We start from the raw sequence: 23,593 nt of genomic DNA on the forward strand, positions 1-23,593 counted from the left end.
AAACCGCTCAAAGCCGCGTGCCCCGGCGCTCTCAGGTGATTGTTTCTAAATGGTTCTGGGCAGATGCACGTCGTGCAGAAGCGATGTGCTGCCCAGATGGCGAGCCACGCAGGCTTCGGCTTCGCGGGTCATACGGTCGAGTTGCTCATCCCGCTGCCGTTCAGCATCGATCATTGCCTGTTCGCCATGCTGTTTGAGCAGATAGGCATGGATCTGGCGCACCTCCACGGACTGAAAAATCGGCGCCACATCGATCACCGCCACTCGCCCGTTGGTGCCGTGATCACGGGTATTCATCACCACCTGCGGGCCACGTGCGCCGAGCATCTGAAAGCCCAGTGCCTCGAACCACGCCACTTTGCCAGGTACGCAGGTCAGCTCGGCATGGGGATAACGACTCCGCATTTTCTCCAGCAGCGAACGGGCGATGCCCTGGCGTCGATGGCTTTGCAGCACCGCCATGTAGGCGACTGCACAGGCATCCGGGTCGTCGCTGACCGGCAGATACAGGAGAAAACCCTGCACGATTTCCGGGTCGTCATCGTCCAGCGCCACGATCAGTTCCACCGGCATGTCCCGGGAACCGTCCATGGCATTGAGGTAGAGGTGCACCTCGTAGCCCACCTGATACTGATACAGGTTGTACAGCGGGTTGTCCGGCGTGAGGCCCACTTGGCTGATGTCAGTCGCATAGTCGACGACCATCTGCTGGATCTGGCTGCGGATGAACTCGGGCGGCGGACTTTGCAGCAGCATCAGGGTAGACATCGAAGGTACGGCTCCGGCGTGGTCGGTTGGATGGCACATGATAACGCGCAGCGGCCGCTTGCATCGCGCAGGAGTCCAATTCTTGCCGAAGCGGACCGGACAGCGCTGCGCTTGTCCGCGAAGGGGTCAGTACCGTCGCCTTACAAGTAACGCCGGCTCTTCAGCCTTTCTGGATGAGAGCGCTGCTACCGAAAAAATAACGAAATATTGCTTATTTTCAGTCACTTGGAAAACATCAAAAATTTCCTGTTTTGACTAATCCACACATCTTTATTTATCGGGGTGATGGTTTTTTTACGATTAATCCGCCGTGTCTTTCGCGCCTACGATAAAGCGCCCTACTAATAAGACACGAGTAATCACCATGTCGTTATCGAACTTATCCACTCATTTGGTGCGGTTTGCCGCCATTGGCGTCATGACGTTGCCCACGGCCTACGCCGCCGATCCGCTCACCCGCGACAATGGCGCGGCCGTTGGCGACAACCAGAATTCCCAGACCGCCGGTGCTCAAGGGCCGGTACTGCTGCAGGATGTCCAACTGCTGCAGAAACTCCAGCGTTTCGACCGCGAGCGCATTCCGGAGCGTGTGGTGCACGCCCGTGGCACCGGTGTGCACGGCCAGTTCACCGCGCAGGCGGACATCAGCGACCTGAGCAAGGCGACGGTGTTCCGCAACGGTGAAGTCACCCCGGTGTTCGTGCGCTTTTCTGCGGTCGTGCATGGCAACCATTCGCCCGAAACCCTGCGCGACCCGCGCGGCTTCGCGACCAAGTTCTACACCGCCGATGGCAACTGGGACCTGGTCGGCAACAACTTCCCGACGTTCTTCATCCGCGACGCGATCAAGTTCCCTGACATGGTCCACGCCTTCAAACCCGATCCGCGCACCAACCTGGACGACGACTCGCGCCGTTTCGATTTCTTCTCCCACGTACCTGAAGCCACCCGCACCCTGACCCAGCTGTACTCCAACGAAGGTACGCCGGCGAGCTACCGCTTCATGGACGGCAATGGCGTGCACGCCTACAAGCTGGTCAACGCCAAGGGCCAGGTGCATTACGTGAAATTCCACTGGAAGTCGCTGCAAGGCCTGAAGAACCTTGACCCGGCCGAAACCGCCCAGATGCAGGGCAAGGACTACAGCCATCTGACCAACGATCTGGTCAGCGCCATCAAGAAAGGCGACTTCCCGAAATGGGACCTGTACATCCAGGTGCTCAAGCCTGAGGAGCTGGCGCGCTTCGAGTTCGACCCGCTGGACGCCACCAAGATCTGGCCTGACGTTCCCGAGAAGAAAATCGGCCAGATGGTGCTGAACAAGAACGTCGACAACTTCTTCCAGGAAACCGAACAGGTCGCCATGGCGCCGGCCAACGTGGTGCCGGGCATCGAGCCGTCCGAAGACCGGCTGTTGCAGGGTCGTGTGTTCTCTTACGCCGATACCCAGATGTATCGCCTGGGCGCCAATGGCCTGAGCCTGCCGGTCAACCGGCCCAAGGTGGCGGTCAACAATGGCAATCAGGATGGCGCGCTGAACACCGGTCACACCACCAGCGGCGTCAACTACGAGCCAAGTCGCCTGAACCCGCGCCCAAGCACTGAGTCGGCGCGCTACAGCGTGGCACCGCTGAGCGGCAACACGCAGCAAGCGAAAATCACCCGCGAGCAGAACTTCAAGCAGGCCGGTGACCTGTACCGTTCCTACACCGCCAAGGAACAGGCCGACCTGGTGCAGAGCTTCGGCGAGTCCCTGGCCGGCACCGACACCGAGAGCAAGAACATCATGCTGTCGTTCCTGTTCAAGGCGGACCCGACCTATGGCACGCGTGTCACCGAAGTGGCCAAGGGCGACCTGGCCAAAGTGAAGGCGCTGGCCGCTCAACTCAAGGACTGACATGAATCATCCCGCCCGGCGCCGAAACGCCGGAGCGGGATCTTTTCGGGAGACGGTCGATGAGACGCTTTTTATACGGGTTGATCTTGGCCGCTGCCCTGCCTCAGTTGGCTGTGGCGGCAGTCGACGCCGAGCAGGATCAGACCACCCGCCAGCTTCGCGCGCTGTTTTTCGATGCATCGCGCGAAGGCAACACCGGCATGCTCGACACCTTCATCGAGGCGCACTATGACCTGAACGTGCGCGATGAGAAGGGCTACACCGGATTGATTCTTGCCGCGTATCACGGCCACGAGCAGGCCGTCACGCACTTGCTCGACGCCGGCGCCGACCCATGCGCCAAGGACAATCGCGGCAACACCGCCTTGATGGGCGCAATATTCAAAGGCGAGCTGGCCATTGCCAAACGGCTGGTCCAGGCCGACTGCGGGCCGGACCTGACCAATAACGCCGGCCAGACCGCCGCAATGTACGCGGCCTTGTTCAAGCGCAGCGAAATCCTCCAGGCCCTGGCCGCCAAAGGCGCCGACCTGAACCTGCGCGACAGCATGGGCAATGACGTGGACGGCTTGAGCCGAGGCGAGTTCCAGGCCCCAGCGGTGCGGTGAACGGGCCGATAGATCTGGTGGGTGGGAGCGTGCTCGCGACAGCGCTTTATCCGACACAGGAGATGTTTGAGCAGAACCGGCGCTGTCGCCAGCAAGCTGCCTCCCACATGCTCGCGCTCATGCCGCGGCAGCTTTACCCCTCGCGCTCGATCATTTCGTAGATCCGGCTGGCGAACGCTTCCATGGTGAAGGGTTTGGTCAGCACCCACATGCCTGGGTCGAGATGGCCATTGCCGATGATGGCGTTTTCTGCGTAGCCGGTGATGAACAGCACCGGCAGATCAGGCCGGATGATGCGTGCGGCGTCGGCCAGCTGGCGACCGTTCATGCCGCCGGGCAAGCCGACGTCGGTTACCAGCAGGTCGATGCGCGCATCGGATTCCAGCATCTTCAATGCCGTCGCGCCCTCTCCCGCCTCCAGCGGCACATAGCCCTGATCTTCCAGCACTTCGCAGACCAGCATGCGGATGGTCGGCTCGTCGTCGACAATCATCACCGTGCGCTCGCACGCAGTGCGGCGCGCTTCGGTGGGCATCGACTCGGGCTGTTCCGGCGCAGCCCCTTCGTAGTGACGCGGCAGGTACAGGCACATGGTCGTGCCTTGCTCCAGCTCGGAATAAATGCGCACCTGCCCGCCGGACTGGCGCACGAATCCGTAGACCATCGACAATCCCAGCCCCGTGCCCTGGCCCAGCGGCTTGGTGGTGAAGAACGGATCGAAAGCGCGGTTGATGACCTCGGCAGACATGCCGGTGCCGGTGTCACTGACGCACAGCGACAGGTATTGCCCCGGCGTCAGGTCGCGATCCCGCGAAGCTCGCTCGTCGATCCACTTGTTGGCGGTTTCGATGGTGATGCGCCCGCCGCCGGGCATCGCATCCCGGGCGTTGATGCACAGGTTCAACAGGGCATTTTCCAGCTGCGGCGCATCGATGAAGGTGGACCACAGCCCGACCGAGGTCACCACTTCCACCGTAATGTGCGGCCCGACCGAGCGACGGATCAGCTCTTCCATGCCCACCACCAGGCGATTGATGTCCACCGGCTTGGGGTCCAGCGTCTGGCGACGCGAGAACGCCAGCAAGCGGTGGGTCAGCGACGCCGCGCGCTTGGAGGCATCCTGGGCGGCGGCGACATAGCGGTCGATTTCCTTGAAGCGGCCCTGGCTCATGCGTGACTTGAGCAATTCCAGCGAACCGGTGATGCCGGTCAGCAGGTTGTTGAAGTCGTGGGCGATACCGCCGGTGAGCTGGCCGACCGCTTCCATTTTCTGCGACTGGCGCAGCGCTTCCTCCGCTTTGCGCAGACGGTCCTGTTCTGCCAGGCGTTCGGTAATGTCATAGGCGAACAGGTAGGCGCCGATCTGCTCGCCCTCGGCATTGCGCAACGTACTGAAACGGGTTTCGTAATGACGCGAGGCGTCGCTGGAATCGTCGAAGTGCGAGATTTCGATGAACTCTTCTCCGCCCAGCGCCCGCGCCCAGCGCGCCTGCATGGTCGACTGGGTGTCCGGACTGTCGGCCAGCAGTTCGAGCATGTTGTCGCCGATCTTGGGCAGCACGCCGAACAGCCGCTCGAACTCCCGCGCCGCCGAGCCGTTGACCGCCAGCCAGCGGTACTGGTGATCGATCACATGGATGAAGGCGTAGGTGCCATTGACCACATCGGCCAGCACCTTGCGTTCGGCAACGGCCTCGATCACCCGGGCTTCCAGGGTCTCGTTGAGCCGTTGCAGGGCCAGCTCCGCCCGCTTGCGTTCGGTAATGTCCTGAAACAGCACCGCCACCTGATTGCGCTCGGCCGGCTCGATGCGGAATGCGGTCACACCCAGGTAACGCCCGGTTGCCACCAGTTCGCGCTCGAAGCGGATCGGCACGCCGGTCCTCAATACCGAACCGTAAAGCTCGACCCAGCCATCGGCTTCCTCGCGGACCATCTCTCGCAGCTTCTGGCCCACGACATTCGGAATGCCGGCATGCAGCGCATAGGCCGGGTTGGCCTCGATATGGATGTAATCGCTCAGCGGGCCATGCGGGCCGTCGAAGAACTCGATGATGCAAAAACCTTCATCCATGGCCTCGAACAAAAAGCGATAGCGCTCACGAGACAACGCCAGCGCGTCCTCGGCCTCCTGGCCGGACACGCGCAGCTCTCGCCTGAGCAAGGCATTTTCCTGCTCAAGGGCCTGCAATCGGCTTTGCATACTCTGGATATCGGTCGCGGTCACGACGGGTCTACCTGAAACGGGAAAGTTACCGGTGCTCCGGCAAGGAGGAATGGCATGCGCGCACGCTACGAGAAAACGCACGCGCTGGCAAAGAAAACGGTGTTGCGGCGCACAATTGTCCGCAAACAGCGCGCATCTGACGGCAGAACCACTCGGCCGGCTGACCTGACAGCCCGTCTCCAGAGGCATGAAGGCAGCCCGCGACGACCTAAACTCAAACCACGACTCGCCCGCCTGGCCGCCCGGCTGCCGGACGTGGCAGCCGTTGCCATGCAACCGACCACTGCCGAGCACCTCGTTTGTCCGAACCGCCCTCGACGGTGGCCTTCAGAGGAGGACAAGCAATGAACGAGGCAAAACTCAACGAGTTCATGGGCAAGCTGGTCAACGACATGGGCGGCGCAGCGATGCTCGCCAACATGATCCTGGGCGATGAGCTGGGCCTGTACCGCGCCATGGCCGACGGCCAGCCGATCAGCCCGGAGACTTTGGCCGAACGAACCGGCTGCAATGCACGCCTGCTGCGCGAATGGCTCAGCGCCCAAGCGGCATCCGGCTACATGGAGCACCGCGACGGCAGTTTTCGCCTGCCGGAAGAACAGGCGCTGGCCCTGGCCATCGAAGACTCGCCGGTGTACGTCGCCGGCGGCGCGGCGGTGGTCTCGGCGCTGTACCACGACAAAGACAAGCTGGTCGCCGCCATGCGCGGCGACGGCGCGCTGCCGTGGGGTGACCATCATCCGTGCATGTTCGCCGGAACCGAGCGCTTCTTCCGTCCTGGCTATCGCGCGCACCTGGTCGCCGAATGGCTACCCGCGCTGGAAGGCGTGGTGGACAAGCTCAAGGACGGAGCGAAGGTGGCGGATATCGGCTGTGGCCACGGCGCGTCGACCATTCTGATGGCCCAGGCGTTTCCGGCGTCGCAGTTCATCGGCTTCGATTACCACGCACCGTCGGTGCAAACCGCCACCGAGCGGGCCAAGGCGGCGGGCACCGAGGCCAACGTGCGCTTCGTCAAAGGCAGCGCCAAGGATTATCCGGGCAACGACTACGACCTGGTGTGCTACTTCGACTGTCTGCACGACATGGGCGACCCGGTGGGCGCGGCGCGTCATGCCCTGCAATCGCTCAAGCCCGACGGTTCGGTGCTGCTGGTCGAGCCTTACGCCAATGACCGGCTCGACGACAACCTCACGCCGGTGGGCCGGCTGTTCTACGCGGCCTCGACCTTCATTTGCACGCCCAACTCGCTGTCCCAGGAAGTTGGCCTGGGGCTGGGTGCGCAAGCCGGAGAAGCCCGGTTGCGCGATGTGTTCACCAAGGCCGGTTTCTCGCGTTTTCGCCGTGCTGCGCAGACGCCCTTCAACCTGATCCTGGAAGCGCGCAGGTAATACGATGGGGTGGCTCCTACAGGTCCGACTACGCCGCATTTTTGTAGGCGCCAGCTTGCTGGCGAAGACGTTTGTTCAGGCGTTACCGATGCTGCGCCTGCACCCGCCCTTTCGCCAGCAACCTGGCTCCCACGGTGTTCCAAGCACGGCGCAGTGGTGCGAATCGCGGCATCGACCTGGCTCATCAGCGATGCCGGTTCAGCCACTGATCCACCACGTCGCCCATGCTCTTGGCGCGGCCATCGTTGATCCACGCCATGAACGCTCGGTCGAATTTGAAACCCGGGCCACATTGGTCGGTCAGGAAACGGCGTACATTCTGGGTGTTCTTGTAAGCGCCGTTGACTGGAGTATCACGATCGATGGGGTCGTTGTGCCAATTGAACGTCATGCGGTAATTCCCTTGTGAGCATCATCGTGGGAGCCAGGTAAGCCGCGATTTTGTAGGAGGCAGCTCGCTGGCGACTGCGGTGCGCCAGTCACCGTTGCAGGGGCAAACAGGTAGCAGTCGCGAGCACGCTCCCTCCCACCGGTACCCGCACGTCGCGATTGCGTGGGAGGCCGACCGCTGCCTGGCGTTACATCAGCAGGTACAACAGCACAATATTGGCCACCAGCAGGGCCAGTGCGGTGGGGATCTGCGCCTTGATCACCGCGTATTTGTCCGGCAATTCGAGCAACGCCGCCGGGACAATGTTGTAGTTGGCCGCCATGGGCGTCATCAGTGTGCCGCAGTAGCCGGAGAACATGCCGATGGCGGCCATCACCGCCGGATTGGCGTCGTAGATGCCGACCAGCACCGGCACCCCGATGCCGCCGGTCATGACCGGGAACGCCGCAAAGCCGTTGCCCATCACGATGGTGAACAACGCCATGCCCAGCACGTAGACCATCACCGCGACCAGACGGAAGTCCATGTTGATATAGGCCGTCGCCAGATGCGCCACGGCCTTGCCGACACCCGCGTCGTTGAACATCAGACCGAGCATGGCCAGCATCTGCGGCAGCACCAGCGCCCAGCCCAGGGCTTCGGTCAGCCGCCGCGACTCACGCATTGCCTGCACCGGCGTATCCCGGGTCAGCCAGCACGCCAGGCCCAAGGCAATCAGGCAACCCAGACCCAGCGACACGAACGTGCTGTTGGCCGGGTCCAGCAACGATACGCCGCCGAACTTGATGTCCTTGAGAAACATGGCGCCGAACACCGTGACCAGCGGGATAGCCAGCGCCGGAATGAACAGCTTGTTGCCCAGCCGACCGGCGCTGGCACGGCGCGCCTTGTCCGGCATGTCTTGATGCTTGCCGAACCCGACCCCACCAAAGCCGGCAATGACTGCCATCACCAGCACACCGACGCCGACCAGCGCCGGCGGCAGGCGCTCGCCCACCAGGAATGCCACGGCGAACAGCCCCCAGAACAGGCCGGTCGTCCAGCGCTTCGGGTTGCTCTTGTCGGTCAGGGTCATGAATGCGGTGATCGCCAGGATCACCCCCGCCAGCCAGTACAGGTATTGAATCGAAATGATCATTGCGCACGCTCCTGAGCGGCGGACGGCGTTACCGCAGGCGCCTGGCCTTGCAGCTCTCGCACCAGCTGGCGATCAAAGCGATGCAGCCGCCAGGAATGAATGATGAACGCGCAGATCGCTGTCGGAATCCCCCACAGCGCGATGTGAATCGGCTCTACATCCAGCCCCGACCCCAGCAGGAACGTGTGCATCAAGGCAATGGCACCGAAGGCCACGAAGATGTCTTCACCAAAAAACAGCCCGACGTTATCGGTGGCGGCACACAAGGCCAGCAGCCGAGTGCGGATCGGTTCAGGCAACTTGCCGAAGCGGGCTTCGGCGGCGCCTTCGGCCATGGGCGCCAGCAGTGGACGCACCATCTGCGGATGGCCACCCAGACTGGTCAGACCCAGCGCTGCGGTGGACTCCCGCACAAACAGATAAGCGATCAACAGCCGGCCGACCGTGGCGCCGGTGAACCTGGCGATCCAGTTCTGCGCATGCAGGCGCAGGCCGTGGCGTTCCAACAGGCCGATCACCGCCAGCGGCAGCAGGATGATCAACGGCAAGGTGCGGGTCTTGATGAAACCGGTGCCGATCACGGCCAGCAGTTTGTCCAGCGGCATGCTGGCGGCAAAGCCGGTCGCGACGGCCGCAAGCGCGACCACCAGCATCGGATTGAAACGCAGTACAAAGCCGATGATGATCACCAGCACGCCCAGCAGAGGCCAGAGGTTGATTGCAGTTTGCATAGAGGACATCTCGTTTGCCTGAATCGATGAAAAGAGTGAGCTGTACATTTCGCTGCGCGGAGCAACGCACGAATCGCGCCAGACTCCACGCTACCAGAGCGGCAGGGTATAGCTGACGATCAAGCGGTTTTCGTCCAGATCATTACCGAAGTTGGAACGCACCGTCGCGTTGCGCCACTTCACCCCAAGATTCTTGAGCGCGCCGCTTTGCAACACGTAGCCTACGTCGGTGTTGCGCTCCCACTCCTTGCCCTCGCCGCCCGCCGCACGCTGCACATTGTCGCCGGACACGTAACGAGTCATGAAGGTCAGGCCGGGCATGCCCAGCGCGGTGAAGTCGTAGTCGTAGCGCACCTGCCAGGAGCGTTCATCGGTGTTGGCGAAATCACCGATCTGGATGAAGTTGACCAGGTACGGATCGCTGCCCGCGATGTAGGGGAACGGATCGTCACCGCTCATGCGCTGATAGCCGGCGCCAAACGCGTGGGCGTTGAGCCGGTAAGTGAACATCGAGCCGAACGCCCTGTTGTCCAGCGCGCGAAACGCGCCATCTTCGCGACTGCTGGAGTAGCGCACATCACTCTTGAAACTTTGCCCCGCGCTCAACGGCAAGACGTGCACCAGAGCGCCGTAAGCCTGGCGGTAGACGTTTTCCAGTTGCGCGTAATGGGCGCTGAGGGCCAACTGCGGGGTGATCTGATAGTCGCCGCCGCCGAAGTTGAACTCATTACTGGTGCCACCGATGCGGTTGCCGCTCAGCTCGGTGAAATCGCTGGAGCTGTTGGCCTTGATACGGTCGATGTGGCCTGCGGTGAACTTGACGTCGGTCAGCTCCTGGGAAGTCAGCAGTGCGCCGCGAAAGGTCTGGGGCAACAGCCGCGTGTCGTTGGCGGACACCATCGGGCTGCGAAACAACAGGCTGCCGACCTTCAGCTCACTCTTGGAAATCCGCGCCTTGGCGGTCAGGCCCAGCTTGGCGTAGTTGTCCTGGGAGCCGCCGGAAGACAGGTCCGCCGGCAACAACCCGGTGCCTGCAGTGCCCGATCCGGAATCGAGCTTGACCCCGACCATGCCCAACGCGTCCACGCCCAAACCCAGCGTGCCGGCGGTGTAACCCGATTGCAGACGCAACAGGAAACCTTGCGCCCATTCCTCGGCCTTGTCTCGGGCGTCGGTCTGGCGGAAATCGCGATTGAAGTAGAAATTGCGGGCTTCCAGTTCAGCCTTGCTGTCGGCGATGAAATCCGCCTGCGCAGCCAGACCGTACCCCAACGTGGTGCCACCCACCACAAGAGCCCAGACTCGGGATGTTGAATTATTGCTCATTGAAAGAATTCCCCATGAGCGCACAGCGGTATCGACCGGCTGTTGGCAGAGCGCATTGTTATTGGTATGGCGCGGTCCGAACCCCGACACCTCGAAGGTTTTCGTGCCACGCTGCACTCCAAACGCCAGCATCGACACGGACCTTTCTCGTTCGCAGGCAATGTTTCGGCAGCCGGCTGGCGGCGTCCAACGGGAAAAAACCGCTATGCCCCATAAGAATTTCTGTACCGCGGCTGGCATACAAACTGCAATTTCATCCAGGCTGTCGTGGCTGCGCAATCCTGATGGCCGAGGCACGATGAGCGCGTTCATTCATGTGTTAAGGAACCAAAACGGTGAACCTCAAGTTTCTGGAAACCTTCGTCTGGGTCGCACGGCTGAAAAGCTTCCGGCTGACCGCGGAAAAACTGTTCAGCACCCAGGCCTCCATCTCCAGCCGGATTGCTGCGCTGGAAGATGAAATGGGCGTGCGGCTGTTCGTTCGCGATTCCCGGGGTGTATCGCTGACCACCGAGGGTGCGCGGGTTCTGGAATACGCCGAGCACATCATGGACACCATGCAGGGCATGAAGGCAGCGATTCGTGATCCCAGCCAGGTTCGCGGCCGGATTCGCATCGGCGCGATGGATACGGTGATACACACCTGGCTCAGCCCGTTGGTAACACGTCTGATGAAGTGTTACCCGGCGCTTGAAATCGAACTGACCGCCGACACCGCCGCCAATCTGTGCACGCAACTGGAGAAGGGTTACCAGGACATCATTTTCCAGACCGACATGCTGCGCTTCGACTCGGTGCGCAATACCGTTCTGACGCGCTACCCGATGCACTGGGTAGTGCCGACCGGCTCGGTCTACGACCGGCCTTACGCCTCGCTGGAGGAGTTGTCCGAAGAGCGTATCGTCACGTTCTCGCGCAACTCCCGGCCGCATCAGGACATTCTGAACATGATGCACTCGGCCAATCTGATCAACCCGCGCATCAACTGCGTGAACTCGGCGTCGGCCATCACCCGCCTGGTGCGTGACGGCTTCGGCATCGGGGCAATGCCGGCGGCCTTGGTTCGTGGCGAACTGGCTCAGGGTGTCTTGACGCTGGTGGAAGGTATTGAAGTGCCGCACATCATGGACATCGTCGCCAGCTGGCGCACCGGCGCGGGAATGGAACTGGTGGAAGACATCGTCGGTATGACCCGTGAGGTGGTGGCCGAGTTCGATGCGACTTTGCCCGAAGGAGCATGCGTGTAAAGCGCCCGGCTCCCGCCCATTCGTCCGCATTCGCGGATGGATTATTTCCCGGCAGTTGACGCACACTGGCGTCCCCTCGAAAACGGAATGGAGCCGGCGAACATGACAACCGAAATTCTCAGATTGGCAGCCTTCAGCGATGGCGAGCACGGCGGCAACCCGGCAGGCGTGTGGATCGGCGGCGCGCTGCCCGACCAAGACAGCATGCAGCGCATCGCTGCCGAGGTCGGTTACTCTGAAACCGCGTTCGCCGCGCCCATCGAAGGCGGCTGGCGGGTTCGCTATTTCTCGCCGCTGGCCGAAGTGCCCTTCTGCGGCCACGCCACCATTGCGCTGGGTGCGGCATTGGCCGGCCAGCAAGGCGACGGCCTGTTCAATCTGACCCTCAATAATGCGCAGATCACTGTCGAAGGCCACGCCCAGGGCGACCTGATCTCGGCCGCACTGCAATCGCCACCGACCCACAGCGCGCCCGTCAGCCCGGCGGTGCTGGACGAGGCCTTGAACCTGTTCGGCCTGACCCGGGACGACCTCGACGAACGCATTCCGCCCGCCTCGATCAACGGCGGCGCCGGGCATCTGGTGCTGGCGCTCAAGCATCGCTCAACCCTCAAAGCCATGCATTACGACCAGCAAGTCGGGCGCGAACTCATGGTGCGCGAAGGCTGGGCAACGATCCTGCTGGTCTTTGCCGAAACCGAGCAGTTCTTCCATACCCGCAACCCGTTTGCCTTCGGTGGCGTGTATGAAGACCCGGCTACCGGCGCGGCCACTGCGGCGTTCGCCGGTTACCTGCGTGACATCGGCTGGCCCCACGGCGGGATGATCGACATCCTGCAGGGCGAGGACATGGGCAGCCCGTCTCGCCTGCGCGCCGAAATTTCCGAGCAGCCCGGCAGTTCGATAAGGGTGTCGGGCATGGCGCGCAAGCTCTGAGACACGTCAGGCGCGCAGTTTGCTGCCGCTGATCGCCACGCCCAACAGCATCACGGCGACGATCATGAACGCGACTTCCAGGCTGCTGATGTGGGCGACGAAGCCGATGGCAGCCGGGCCGACCAGAATCCCGGCGTAACCGACTGTGGTGATCGCCGGGATCGCCACGCTTTCAGGCATGGTCTTCTGCCGCCCCGCCGCGCTGTAGCAGACCGGCACGATGTTCGAGCAACCGGCACCGACCAGCGCGTAACCCAGCAATGCCGCTTCCCAGGCGGGCACCAGCGTGGCGATGGCCAGACCGGCCGCAGCGCACAGGCCACCGAGAATGATCACGCGGGTCGAGCCGACCCGGTGCACGATGGCGTCCCCGAACAGTCGGCCCAGGGTCATGGTCACGGCAAACACCGCGTAACCCAGCCCGGCATAGGCCGTATCGACGCCGCGCAGTGAACTGAGGAACACCGCGCTCCAGTCCAGCATCGCGCCTTCGGCCAGAAAGACCGTGAAGCACAGCAAGCCGATGAACAGCACCACGCCATAGGGAATGGCGAAAGCCGGTCCGTCCGAAGCACTGCCATAGGGCAACAGGCCCGGCGTGGCCTTGGCGAGGGCCAACAGCGTCAGGACCACCACCACGCACATCGCCACCCACGGCGACATGCCCAGCGCCAACAGACCGCTTACCCCGGCCGCGCCGACGATCCCGCCGAGGCTGAACAAGCCGTGAAAGCCGGACATCATGGTCTTGCCGCTGGCCTTTTCGACGATCACCGCCTGGACGTTGGCGGTGCAATCCACACCGCCCATCCCCGCGCCGAAGATGAACAGCGTCGCGACCAGCAGCGGCAGGCTGGACACCGTCGCCAGCAACGGCAGGCACAGGCAGATCAGTACCGTAGAGGCGACCAGCAAACGCCGGCAGCCGTATTTCGCCGCCAAGGCGCCGGCCATGGGCATCGAAATGATCGAGCCTACACCCAGGCACAACAGCAACATCCCCAGCGTGCCGTCATCCAGCCCGACCCGCGCCTTGGCGTAAGGCACCATCGGCGCCCAGGAAGCGATGCTGAAACCGGCGATGAAGAACGCGATGCGGGTGGAATTCTGCTCCTGCACGGCGCGGGTGTCCTGGGCCGTGGTGTTGAAACTGGTCATTCATCCTCCTTGTATGGGACCGACAGATCGTGCCGGCCAGCTCGACAGCCTAGCAAAGCCTGGCGGTGATCCAAATGGTCGGTGTGCAGAAACGGGGCATGGCTCGATGCTCAGATGATCCGCAGTATTCCTGCTGGATACTCTTCAAAAAGCACCGGATATTTCTCGCAAAGCGCTCTAGAATACGCGCCACGCGCCCCAATACGGTGCAACCATTTACCGGACTACCCATAAAGAGGCCGCTGTGTACAAAGGTGTCATGCTTTCGGTCTCTGCCTCGGTGCTGTTCGGGGTCATGTATTTCTATACCTCGCTCATGAAACCGCTCACCGGTGAAGAAATCTTCGGCTGGCGGATGCTGTTGACCGTGCCGTTCGCCACATTGTTCATGCTGGTCAGCGGCGACTGGCAGCTGGCGCGCGGCCTTGCCGCTCGCTTGATGCAGAACCCGACGCTGGTGTTCGGCCTGCTGCTCTCGTCGTTGCTGTTGGGCGTGCAACTGCTGATGTTCATGTGGGCGCCGCTGCATGGCCGCAGCCTGGAAGTGTCGCTGGGCTATTTTCTACTGCCGCTGACCATGATCCTCACCGGCCGCATCGTCTACGGCGAGCATCTGTCCTGGCTGCAGAAGGTCGCCGCCACCTTCGCGCTGATCGGCGTGGGTCATGAAGTGTGGCGACTGGGGAGTTTCTCCTGGGAAACCCTGGTGGTGGCCCTGGGTTACCCGATGTACTTCGTGCTGCGTCGTCGCCTCGGGACCGACAACCTCGGCGGGCTGTGGTTCGACATGGCGTTCATGCTGCCGGTCGGCCTGTGGTTCATCGCCCAGGGCGACCCGTTGGCGATCCAGCAGACGCCGGCGCTGTACGGCTTGATTCCGCTGCTCGGCGTCATCAGTGCGTCGGCGCTGGTCAGCTACATCATCGCCAGCCGCCTGCTGCCGTTCAGCCTGTTCGGCCTGCTCAGCTATGTGGAACCGGTGCTGCTGGTGGGCGTTGCGCTGCTGCTGGGTGAAATCATCGGTCGCGATGAATGGCTGACATACCTGCCGATCTGGCTGGCAGTGCTGGTGCTGATGCTCGAGGGTGCCAAGCACCTGCTGGCCCAGCGTCGCCGCGACGCGGCGTGACTAACGTTCGGTGAAACGCGCCAGCTGCATTTCCTGCAACCGGCTGAGGGTCCGGCGGAACGCGAAGGACAGATAACCTTCGGTGTACAACGCATCCATCGGCGTCTGCGCCTCGACATACAGCGGAATACGCCGGTCGTAGCATTCGTCCACCAGCGCGATGAAGCGCCGCACGCCATCATCGTGCGGCGAAAGCTGCGGCAGCTCGCGGTCCCCTGCCGCTACCTGCTCGACCCCGTCTTCGGTGCCACGTGCGATTTTCGCTTCGCGCTGCGCCGCGCTCAACGCAGGCACTTCACTGAGCAGAATCACTTGAAAACGGTCGCACAGGGCAATGAAATCCATTGCCGCCAAAGGCTGCTCGCACAGGTCGCGATAGCGGCACCACACTACCGTGTCGGCGTGCTGGAGCACATTGATGCTGCGATAGCCAAGCATCACCTGCGTGTCGTGGACCGGTTGCCCGGCGCTCAACGCGCTGAAGATATCGCCCAGCGCGCTGGGCTTGCCCGGTTCGCTGACCCAGTAGCGTTGCAGCAATTGTCCCGGATGCAGGCGATGATCTTCGCCGCCGTCCACCGCCACCACCTGCATGTGCCGCTGGATGGCCGCGATGGCCGGCAGGAACCGCTCGCGATTATGCCCGTGGCTGTAGAGCTGATCCGGCGGCTGGTTGGAGGTGCAGACCAGCGTCACGCCCTGTTCGAACATTTCCTGCAACAGGCCGCCGAGAATCACCGCATCACCGATATCGGTCACGAACAGCTCGTCGAAACACATCACCCGCACCTCACGGGCCAGTTCACGGGCGATGACAATCAACGGTTGCGGCGTGCCGATCAGCTCGAACATGCGCTTGTGCACCCAGCGCATGAAATGGTGAAAATGCTGACGCCGCGCCGCCACGCCGAGGCTGTCGAAAAAGCGGTCCATCAGCCAGGTCTTGCCGCGCCCCACCGGTCCCCACAGGTACACGCCCTGGGCGCGGCTGCCGTTGCCGTTCAGCGCGTCGAAGCAATCCTGCAACCGGCGCGCGGCCTGCAACTGCGCGGCGTCGGGCTGAAAGCCGCGTTGCAAAGCCCGTTCATAGGCATCCAGCGGAGACAGTACCTGCATCGGGCACCTACCTTTTTGACGTGATTGAAGATCCGGATTCAGGCCGGTTGCACACCGGCGCGCTTGAGCAGGCGCTTGCAGCGCTCGGACAGATGCACCACGCGCAAGTGCTTGCCGGCCTTGGTGTAACGCTCGCGCAGGGTCTTGAGCGCGGCGATGGCCGAATAGTCGACAAAACGCATGTGCCGGCAATCCAGCGTGACGTGCGCCGGGTCCTGTGCCGGGTCGAACTGGTCGAGAAACGGCGTGGTCGAGGCAAAGAACAAGGTGCCATGCAGGTGATAAAGCTTGCTGCCGTCGGCCTCCAGATGGCTGTCAGCATAGAGCTCGCGGGCCTGTTGCCAGGCGAAATTGATCGCGGCAATGATGATGCCGAACATCACCGCCATCGCCAGGTCAGTCAAGACGGTCACCACGGTCACGGCAATGATCGCCAGCACGTCGCTGACCGGCACTTTGCGCAGCACCCGCAATGACGCCCAGGCAAATGTCTGCTGCGCCACCACGAACATCACGCCCACCAGCGCGGCCAGCGGAATGCGTTCGATCAACGGCGACAGGAACAGCACGAACATCAGGATCATGACCCCGGCCACCACCCCGGACAGTCGCCCGCGCCCGCCGGAACTGAGGTTGATCACGGTCTGGCCGATCATCGCGCAACCGCCCATGCCGCCGAACAGGCCCGACGCTACGTTCGCTGCGCCCAGTGCCACGCACTCGCGATCCGGGAAGCCGCGGCTCTCGGTGATTTCGTCGGTCAGGTTCAGGGTCAGCAGGGTTTCCAGCAGGCCGACCATGGCCATCAGCCCGGCATAGGGCGCGATGATCTGCAGGGTTTCCAGAGTCCACGGCACCTGCGGCAACGCCAGCGCGGGAAAGCCGCCGGCAATGTTCGCCATGTCACCCAGGGTGCGGGTCGGCAGACCCAGCAGATACACCGCCAGACCCACGCCGAGAATCGCCACAAGCGCCGGCGGTACGGCTTTGGTCAGGCGCGGCAGCAGATAGACAACGGCCATGGTGGCCGCCACCAGCCCAAGCATCACATACAGCGGCGTGCCGCTGAGCCAGTGTTCGCCGGACTTGAAATGCTCCAGCTGGGCCATCGCGATGACAATCGCCAGGCCGTTGACGAAGCCGAGCATCACCGGGTAAGGCACCAGCCGGATCAGTTTGCCCAGGCGCAGCAGGCCGAACAGAACCATTAACAGACCGCCCAGCAGCACCGTGGCCAACAGGTATTGCACACCCTGCTGCACCACCAGCGCGACGATCACCACCGCCATCGAACCCGCCGCCCCGGAGACCATCCCCGGCCGACCGCCGAACAGCGCGGTCAGGGTACAAATGATGAACGCGCCGTACAGCCCCATCAGCGGATTGAGATGGGCCACCAGCGCAAAGGCGATGCACTCGGGCACCAACGCAAAGGAAGTGGTGAGGCCGGCAAGCACGTCGGCGCGTATACGGTTCGTTTTCATGGGGTACCCGACTGCGTCCCGCCCGCGTAAGCAAGAGAGGCTGGAAAAAGCGGGCATGGTACGCAAACCCTTGGCAAGCGGCCACCACCCCGCATCGCACCGACGTATTAAACGGCTGGCAATATGCTGAGAAAAAATGTTTATTGAGGGTTCCACTCTGCCTGCTAAGGTTCGCCGCTTGACAAAAAACAAGAGGAGCAGCCGATGCGCCGGAGCCTTCCAAGCCGCCTGAATATCGCCATACTGGCGTGCGGCGCCCTGATCAGTGGAGTTACCCAAGCTGACAGCGAGCGGGCCGATTCGCTACGCGTCACGGTGACCGAAGCCGCCCAAGCCGTGATGCAGCGAAACGACATCGCAGGCATGTCGATTGCCATCAGCGAAGGTGGCCGCCAGCATTTCTACAATTTCGGCGTTGCGTCACGGCAGACCGGCCAGCCCGTCACCCGCGATACGCTGTTCGAGCTGGGTTCGATCAGCAAGACCTTCACCGCGACCCTCGCGACCTGGGCGCAGACCAACGGCCAGTTGTCGCTCACCGAAAACATCGACACCTATATGCCGCAATTGCAAGGCAGCCGCCTCGGCAAACTGCCGGTCTACCATCTGGCGACCCACACTGCAGGCGGCTTCCCGCTGCAGGTGCCGGACAAGGTGAGCAATGACGACGAGCTGATGGCCTATTTCAAGGCCTGGCAGCCGCAATATCTGCCCGGCACCCACCGTTCCTACGCCAACCCGAGCATCGGCTTGCTGGGCGTCGTCGCCGCACGCAGCCTGAAACTGCCGTTCGAGCAGGCCATGGAGCAGCAGCTGTTTCCGGCCTTGGGCCTGAACAATACCTGGCTCGACGTGCCGGACGACAAACTGGCAACCTACGCTCAGGGCTACGACAAGACCGGCGCGCCGGTGCGCCTGAATGCGGGCGTGCTGGCGGCCCAGGCCTACGGGGTGAAATCCACGAGTCGTGACCTGCTGCGGTTCGTGGAAGCCAATCTGCAAGCCAGGCCCCTGGAAACGCCACTCCAGCGTGCTTTGCTGGACACTCGTACCGGCTACTTCGAGGTCGGCGCCATGGTTCAGGATCTGGCGTGGGAACACTATCGGCAACCGGTACAACTGAACGCGCTGCTAGAAGGCAATTCCAGCAAGATGGCCCTGAACACCCAGCCGGTACTCCCGCTCAAACCCTTCCCCGGGCTGGAGGATACCTGGGTGAACAAGACCGGCTCCACCAACGGGTTCGGCGGCTACGTGGCGTTCGTGCCGGGCAGGCAACTGGGGATCGTGGTGCTGGCGAACAGGAATTACCCCAATGAAGAACGGGTGAAGCTGGCGTATCGGATTCTCAGTGAGTTGGGGTGCTGTTCGGCCAGGTAAACGCATGACGTTTGTAGGAACCAGCTCGCTGGCGAACGAGGATGTGCGCTGCATTCATTCGATCTGAACAACCGTCTTCGTCGGATGGCCGCCGACGGCAGGCTGGCTCCTGCAGACTCCGGGCACAACTGAACCGGACCTGAACAAATTTCAGAAAATTAAAATCGCTAAAAAAACAACTACCTTCATTCAAGAATGAGTATCATTATGTTACGCAGTATTTCCGCTTGCGAAACATCTTGTCGACCGCCCGTCTTACCCGGTGAATCATGCTCGTTCCTTTCCTGATCATGCTGCGCGAAGGCATCGAAGCCGCGCTTATCGTTGGCATCATCGCCAGCTACCTCAAACAGACCGGCCGTGGCGAGTGGATGCCTGCGGTGTGGATCGGCGTGTTTCTCGCAGGCGCGTTGTCGCTGTTCGTCGGCGGTGGTCTGGAGTTGATGAGCGCTGAATTCCCGCAGAAACAGCAGGAATTGTTCGAAGGCATCGTCGGCCTGCTTGCGGTGGGCATTCTCAGTTCCATGGTGTTCTGGATGCGCAAGGTCGCCCGCTCGATCAAGAGCGCCCTGCATGAATCCCTGGACGCTGCACTCGGCGGCTCGAACAATCAGACCTACGCGCTGATCGCCATGGTGTTTTTCGCCGTGGCCCGCGAAGGTCTGGAAACGGTGTTCTTCCTGCTGGCGGTGTTCCAGCAGAGCGAAGGCTCCGGCGCGCCGTTGGGTGCGCTGCTGGGCCTGTTGCTGGCGGTGGCGCTCGGCGTCGCGCTGTACAAAGGCAGCATGCGCCTGAACCTGAGCCTGTTTTTCCGCTGGACCGGCCTGTTCATCCTGGTGGTGGCGGCCGGAATTCTCGCCAACTCGGTGCAGGCGCTGCATGAAGCGGGCCTCTGGAACCACTTGCAGGACGTGGTCTTCGACATCAGCCCGATTCTGCCGATGGACGGCCCGACCGGTTCGGTGCTGGCCGGCATGTTCGGTTACCAGGACGCGCCGACCGTGAGCACCCTGAGCGTGTACCTCATTTACCTGATCGGATCGCTGGCGCTGTTCTTCCTGCCGCACGCCCCGAGCGCGGGCCAGACGGTTGCGCGCACACCCTCTTCAGCCATTAACGAATAAGGGCCCCATGTCGAACCCACCTTCAGGTGCTGGCAAACACGCCAGACCTCCCCGCGCCTTGCGATTGGCAGTGGCCGGTTCCGTGATCCTGATGATCGCCGCCGGCGGCCTGTTCTACTACGCCTCCCAAGTGGCGGCCACCAAGCGCGCCGCCAATGCGGGCGCAGAAACCGTGGTCAATATTCACGCGCACAATTGCGAGCCCAATGCGCTGACGGTTGCGGCGGGCAAGAACGCCTTCCGCATCGTCAATCGTTCGGAGCGTGCCGTCGAGTGGGAAATTCTAGATGGCGTGCTGGTGGTCGAAGAGCGGGAAAACATCGCGCCGGGTCTGAGCCAGGTGATCAACGCCAACCTGATGCCTGGCGACTACGCCATCACCTGTGGCCTGCTGAGCAATCCGCGCGGCACTTTGCATGTGACACCGACCGCCGAGTCCGACGCCAAGGCCAAGGCGCGGCCGTCGATGACCGCCTTCATCGGCCCGCTCTCGGAATACCGGGTGTATCTGAGCATGCAGGGTTCGGCGCTGATCAAAGCCGCCACCGCACTGCAACAGGCCATCGAGGCCGGCGATCTTGACGCCGCGCAAGCGGCTTACCTGCCGGCGCGCACCGCTTACCAGCGCATCGCCCCTGCCGCACAGCGTCTGGCGGAACTGGACAACGCCATCAATGCCCGCGCCGACTACTTCGAGAAGCGTGAGCAGGACGCAGGTTTCGCCGGTTTCCACCGCATCGAATACGCCTTGTTCAGCCAGCACAGCCTCGACGTCCTCGCGCCGGTGGCTCAGCGGCTGTCTGTCGACGTGGCCGAGCTCAAGCAACAATTGCTGGCTCAATCCCTGGCGCCTGAACAACTGACCGGCATCGTCATCCGCAACCTGCGCAGTCTGGCGGACGTGCGCCACAACGGCGAAGAAGAGCGCTACAGCCACACCGATCTGAACGGCTTTGCCGCCAATCTGCAAGGCACGCGCAAGGTCGTTGACCTGCTGCGTCCGCTGTTGGCCAAAACCAGCGGCGAACTGCTGCAGAAAATCGACGCAGCGGCTGCCGACCTGGACAGCACGCTCAGTGCCCTGAGCAGCGACGGCGGCTATCGCCCTTACGACCAGGTTTCGGCCGATCAACGCCAGCAGATCGCCGACCAGGCACGCGTTTTGGCCGACGCGCTGGAAGGCGTCGACCCTGCACTTGGCCTTTCGAGCCTCTGATCCACTGGAGCACAGCACCACGATGAAAACCCCCGACGCCAACAACGCCCCGCAATCGATCCAGCGCCGCCGCGTGCTGATGGGGCTGGGCGCGGCCGGTGCCGCACTGGCCGGCAGCAGCCTGAGCAATAACGTGCTGGCGGCCGCCCCCGCGCAAGTCACCGAAGCGCCGAACAGCGAAAAAACCGAAGACCGCAACGCGTTCCTCGGCGTGCATCAGAGCGGCATCGTCAACCCGCGCCCTACCGCCGGCATGCTGGTGGCCTTTGATGTACTGGCCGCTGATCGCGAAGACCTGGAGCGGATGTTTCGCACCCTGAATGAGCGCATCGCCTTTTTGATGACCGGTGGCCCGGTACCGGAAGTCGATCCGAAACTGCCGCCTGCCGATTCGGGCATTCTCGGCCCGGTGGTCACGCCGGATAACCTGACGATCACCGTCTCGGTGGGCGAGTCGCTGTTCGACGAGCGTTTCGGCCTGACCGACGTCAAGCCCAAGCGCCTGAGCCGCATGGTCGGTTTTCCCAATGACGCGCTGGATGCAGCCAACTGCCACGGCGATTTGAGCATTCAGTTCTGTTCCAACACGCCGGACAGCAACATTCACGCCCTGCGCGACATCGTGAAGAACCTTCCCGACCTGCTGTTCGTGCGCTGGAAACAGGAAGGCACCGTGCCTCCGCAAGCGCCGAAAAAGCCGGGCCAGCCGCCGGAAAGCGCGCGCAACTTCCTGGGTTTCCGCGACGGTTCGGCCAACCCCGATTCCAACGACCAGAAAGCCATGAACGAACTGGTGTGGGTGCAACCGGGCAGTGACGAACCGGCCTGGGCAGCCCACGGCAGCTATCAGGCGGTGCGCATCATTCGCAATTTCGTCGAGCGCTGGGACCGTACCCCATTGCAGGAACAGGAGTCGATTTTCGGCCGCACCAAGAACGCCGGCGCGCCCATGGACGGCAAGGTGGAAACCGATGTGCCGAACTACGCAGCCGACCCGCACGGCAAGAAGACTCGCCTGGATTCCCACATCCGTCTGGCCAATCCGCGTACGCCACAAAGCCAGCGCAATTTGATCCTGCGTCGGCCGTTCAACTATTCCAACGGCGTCAACAAGAACGGCCAACTCGACATGGGCCTGCTGTTCATCTGTTACCAGTCGGACCTGGAAAAAGGCTTCATCACCGTGCAGAACCGTCTCAATGGCGAGCCGCTGGAGGAATACCTCAAGCCCATCGGCGGTGGCTACTTCTTCACCCTGCCCGGTGTGACCGACAGCAAGGATTTTCTTGGCCGCTCATTGCTGGCCGCTGCAACGCCTGCCAAAACCGCCTGACTTTCAACCTCATGACCCGGAAGACAACCATGAAAAAGACGCCCCTGGCTTTGCTGTTGACCCTCGGCCTGCTCCAGACCCCGCTGGCCGCCTTTGCCGCCACGGCGCCGCTGGACCTGGTCGGCCCGGTTTCGGACTACAAGATCTACGTGACCGAGAACATTGAAGAGCTGGTCAGCCACACTCGGCAGTTCACCGATGCGGTCAAGAAAGGCGACATCGCCACGGCCAAGAAGCTGTATGCGCCGACCCGAGTGTTCTACGAATCGGTCGAGCCGATCGCCGAGCTGTTCAGCGACCTGGATGCCTCGATCGACTCCCGCGAAGATGATCACGAGCAAGGTGTCGAAGCTGACGATTTCACTGGTTTCCACCGCCTGGAATACGCACTGTTCGCCAAGAACACCACTCAGGACCAAGGCGCTATCGCTGACAAGCTGATGGCCGACGTCAAGGACCTGGAGCAGCGCGTGGCCGAGCTGACCTTCCCGCCGGAGAAAGTGGTCGGCGGCGCGGCGGCCCTGCTGGAAGAAGTCGCGGCGACCAAAGTGTCCGGCGAAGAAGACCGCTACAGCCATACCGACCTGTACGACTTCCAGGGCAACATCGACGGCGCGAAGAAAATCGTCGACCTGTTCCGCCCGCACATCGAAACCCAGGACAAGGCGTTCACCGACAAAGTCGACAAAAACTTTGCCACCGTGAACAAGATCCTGGCACGTTACAAAACCAAGGACGGCGGTTTCCAGACCTACGACAAGGTCAAGGACAACGACCGCAAGGCGCTGGTCGGCCCGGTGAATACCCTGGCCGAAGACCTGTCGACCCTGCGTGGGAAGCTGGGGCTGAACTGACACCTGGATCAACCGTGGGAGCGACCGGACGGCGATCCGTCCTGGTCGCGAAGACGGCATCCGGAACGACGCAATCTCTGTCTCAACACCGGCCCCTTCGCCAGCACGCTGGCTCCTGCAGCCGCGATCCTGTAGGAGC

At 62.5% G+C, this 23,593-nt stretch carries 20 protein-coding genes; 11 read left to right on the plus strand and 9 right to left on the minus strand.

Going from position 1 to position 23,593, the window contains the following annotated elements:
- Nucleotides 1-45 precede the first annotated feature (45 nt).
- On the minus strand, nt 46-768 hold the full coding sequence (locus EGJ27_RS11760) for a GNAT family N-acetyltransferase (protein ID WP_125830914.1): 723 nt from the start codon (nt 766-768) through the stop codon (nt 46-48).
- A gap of 418 nt (nt 769-1,186) precedes the next feature.
- Between EGJ27_RS11760 and katB the strand changes: the two genes are divergently transcribed.
- Entirely contained in the window at nt 1,187-2,665 is a 1,479-nt protein-coding gene (katB, locus tag EGJ27_RS11765) for a catalase KatB (protein WP_177523014.1), read from the plus strand.
- Nucleotides 2,666-2,724: 59 nt separating this feature from the next.
- On the plus strand, nt 2,725-3,273 hold the full coding sequence (locus EGJ27_RS11770) for an ankyrin repeat domain-containing protein (RefSeq protein ID WP_125830916.1): 549 nt from the start codon (nt 2,725-2,727) through the stop codon (nt 3,271-3,273).
- Nucleotides 3,274-3,406: 133 nt separating this feature from the next.
- Here EGJ27_RS11770 and EGJ27_RS11775 read toward each other — a convergent pair whose 3' ends face one another.
- Nucleotides 3,407-5,500 (minus strand): PAS domain-containing sensor histidine kinase, encoded by a 2,094-nt coding sequence (locus EGJ27_RS11775; protein ID WP_177523004.1) that lies wholly within the window; start codon nt 5,498-5,500, stop codon nt 3,407-3,409.
- 344 nt (nt 5,501-5,844) lie between these two features.
- Between EGJ27_RS11775 and EGJ27_RS11780 the strand changes: the two genes are divergently transcribed.
- Nucleotides 5,845-6,891 (plus strand): class I SAM-dependent methyltransferase, encoded by a 1,047-nt coding sequence (locus tag EGJ27_RS11780; RefSeq protein WP_125830917.1) that lies wholly within the window; start codon nt 5,845-5,847, stop codon nt 6,889-6,891.
- 184 nt (nt 6,892-7,075) lie between these two features.
- Here EGJ27_RS11780 and EGJ27_RS11785 read toward each other — a convergent pair whose 3' ends face one another.
- The 4 genes from EGJ27_RS11785 to EGJ27_RS11800 form a co-directional block, all read right to left on the minus strand.
- On the minus strand, nt 7,076-7,282 hold the full coding sequence (locus EGJ27_RS11785) for a DUF6434 domain-containing protein (protein WP_125830918.1): 207 nt from the start codon (nt 7,280-7,282) through the stop codon (nt 7,076-7,078).
- A gap of 187 nt (nt 7,283-7,469) precedes the next feature.
- On the minus strand, nt 7,470-8,420 hold the full coding sequence (locus tag EGJ27_RS11790) for a DUF979 domain-containing protein (RefSeq protein ID WP_125830919.1): 951 nt from the start codon (nt 8,418-8,420) through the stop codon (nt 7,470-7,472).
- Nucleotides 8,417-9,151, minus strand: coding sequence for a DUF969 domain-containing protein (locus EGJ27_RS11795; RefSeq protein ID WP_125830920.1), 735 nt, complete (start codon nt 9,149-9,151; stop codon nt 8,417-8,419). Before EGJ27_RS11795 ends, EGJ27_RS11790 begins: the two co-directional genes overlap by 4 nt.
- 90 nt (nt 9,152-9,241) lie before the next feature.
- Nucleotides 9,242-10,477 carry an OprD family porin gene (locus tag EGJ27_RS11800; protein WP_125830921.1) on the minus strand — a complete coding sequence of 412 codons (1,236 nt, stop codon included), beginning with the start codon at nt 10,475-10,477 and terminating at the stop codon, nt 9,242-9,244.
- Nucleotides 10,478-10,812: 335 nt separating this feature from the next.
- Between EGJ27_RS11800 and EGJ27_RS11805 the strand changes: the two genes are divergently transcribed.
- The gene (locus tag EGJ27_RS11805; RefSeq protein ID WP_125830922.1) at nt 10,813-11,724 is read left to right on the plus strand and encodes a LysR family transcriptional regulator; all 912 of its coding nucleotides are present in this window, start codon (nt 10,813-10,815) and stop codon (nt 11,722-11,724) included.
- Between the two features lie 102 nt (nt 11,725-11,826).
- Entirely contained in the window at nt 11,827-12,660 is an 834-nt protein-coding gene (locus tag EGJ27_RS11810; protein WP_125830923.1) for a PhzF family phenazine biosynthesis protein, read from the plus strand.
- A gap of 6 nt (nt 12,661-12,666) precedes the next feature.
- Here the strand turns inward: EGJ27_RS11810 and EGJ27_RS11815 are convergent, their stop codons facing one another.
- Nucleotides 12,667-13,818 carry an MFS transporter gene (locus EGJ27_RS11815; RefSeq protein WP_125830924.1) on the minus strand — a complete coding sequence of 384 codons (1,152 nt, stop codon included), beginning with the start codon at nt 13,816-13,818 and terminating at the stop codon, nt 12,667-12,669.
- Nucleotides 13,819-14,062: 244 nt separating this feature from the next.
- Here EGJ27_RS11815 and rarD point away from each other — a divergent pair, with 244 nt between their 5' ends.
- Nucleotides 14,063-14,947 carry an EamA family transporter RarD gene (rarD, locus tag EGJ27_RS11820; RefSeq protein ID WP_125830925.1) on the plus strand — a complete coding sequence of 295 codons (885 nt, stop codon included), beginning with the start codon at nt 14,063-14,065 and terminating at the stop codon, nt 14,945-14,947.
- On the opposite strand, the gene zapE is transcribed toward rarD, so the two are convergent.
- On the minus strand, nt 14,948-16,063 hold the full coding sequence (gene zapE / locus EGJ27_RS11825) for a cell division protein ZapE (protein WP_125830926.1): 1,116 nt from the start codon (nt 16,061-16,063) through the stop codon (nt 14,948-14,950).
- A 38-nt stretch (nt 16,064-16,101) separates the two neighbouring features.
- On the minus strand, nt 16,102-17,547 hold the full coding sequence (locus EGJ27_RS11830) for a SulP family inorganic anion transporter (protein WP_125830927.1): 1,446 nt from the start codon (nt 17,545-17,547) through the stop codon (nt 16,102-16,104).
- Between the two features lie 204 nt (nt 17,548-17,751).
- Between EGJ27_RS11830 and ampC the strand changes: the two genes are divergently transcribed.
- The 5 genes from ampC to efeO (EGJ27_RS11855) all read left to right on the plus strand — a co-directional run bounded on the left by ampC (nt 17,752) and on the right by efeO (EGJ27_RS11855) (nt 23,454).
- A complete protein-coding gene (gene ampC / locus EGJ27_RS11835; RefSeq protein WP_125830928.1) occupies nt 17,752-18,927 on the plus strand; it encodes a class C beta-lactamase in 1,176 nt (391 codons plus the stop codon).
- 269 nt (nt 18,928-19,196) lie between these two features.
- Nucleotides 19,197-20,051, plus strand: coding sequence for an iron uptake transporter permease EfeU (gene efeU, locus EGJ27_RS11840; RefSeq protein WP_125830929.1), 855 nt, complete (start codon nt 19,197-19,199; stop codon nt 20,049-20,051).
- A gap of 7 nt (nt 20,052-20,058) precedes the next feature.
- On the plus strand, nt 20,059-21,267 hold the full coding sequence (gene efeO / locus EGJ27_RS11845) for an iron uptake system protein EfeO (protein ID WP_125830930.1): 1,209 nt from the start codon (nt 20,059-20,061) through the stop codon (nt 21,265-21,267).
- 22 nt (nt 21,268-21,289) lie between these two features.
- On the plus strand, nt 21,290-22,600 hold the full coding sequence (gene efeB / locus EGJ27_RS11850; RefSeq protein ID WP_125830931.1) for an iron uptake transporter deferrochelatase/peroxidase subunit: 1,311 nt from the start codon (nt 21,290-21,292) through the stop codon (nt 22,598-22,600).
- 29 nt (nt 22,601-22,629) lie between these two features.
- Nucleotides 22,630-23,454 carry an iron uptake system protein EfeO gene (efeO, locus tag EGJ27_RS11855; protein WP_125830932.1) on the plus strand — a complete coding sequence of 275 codons (825 nt, stop codon included), beginning with the start codon at nt 22,630-22,632 and terminating at the stop codon, nt 23,452-23,454.
- Nucleotides 23,455-23,593: the final 139 nt, after the last annotated feature.

Source organism: Pseudomonas sp. v388 (genome assembly GCF_003935425.1).
In the GTDB taxonomy this organism is placed as follows: domain Bacteria; phylum Pseudomonadota; class Gammaproteobacteria; order Pseudomonadales; family Pseudomonadaceae; genus Aquipseudomonas.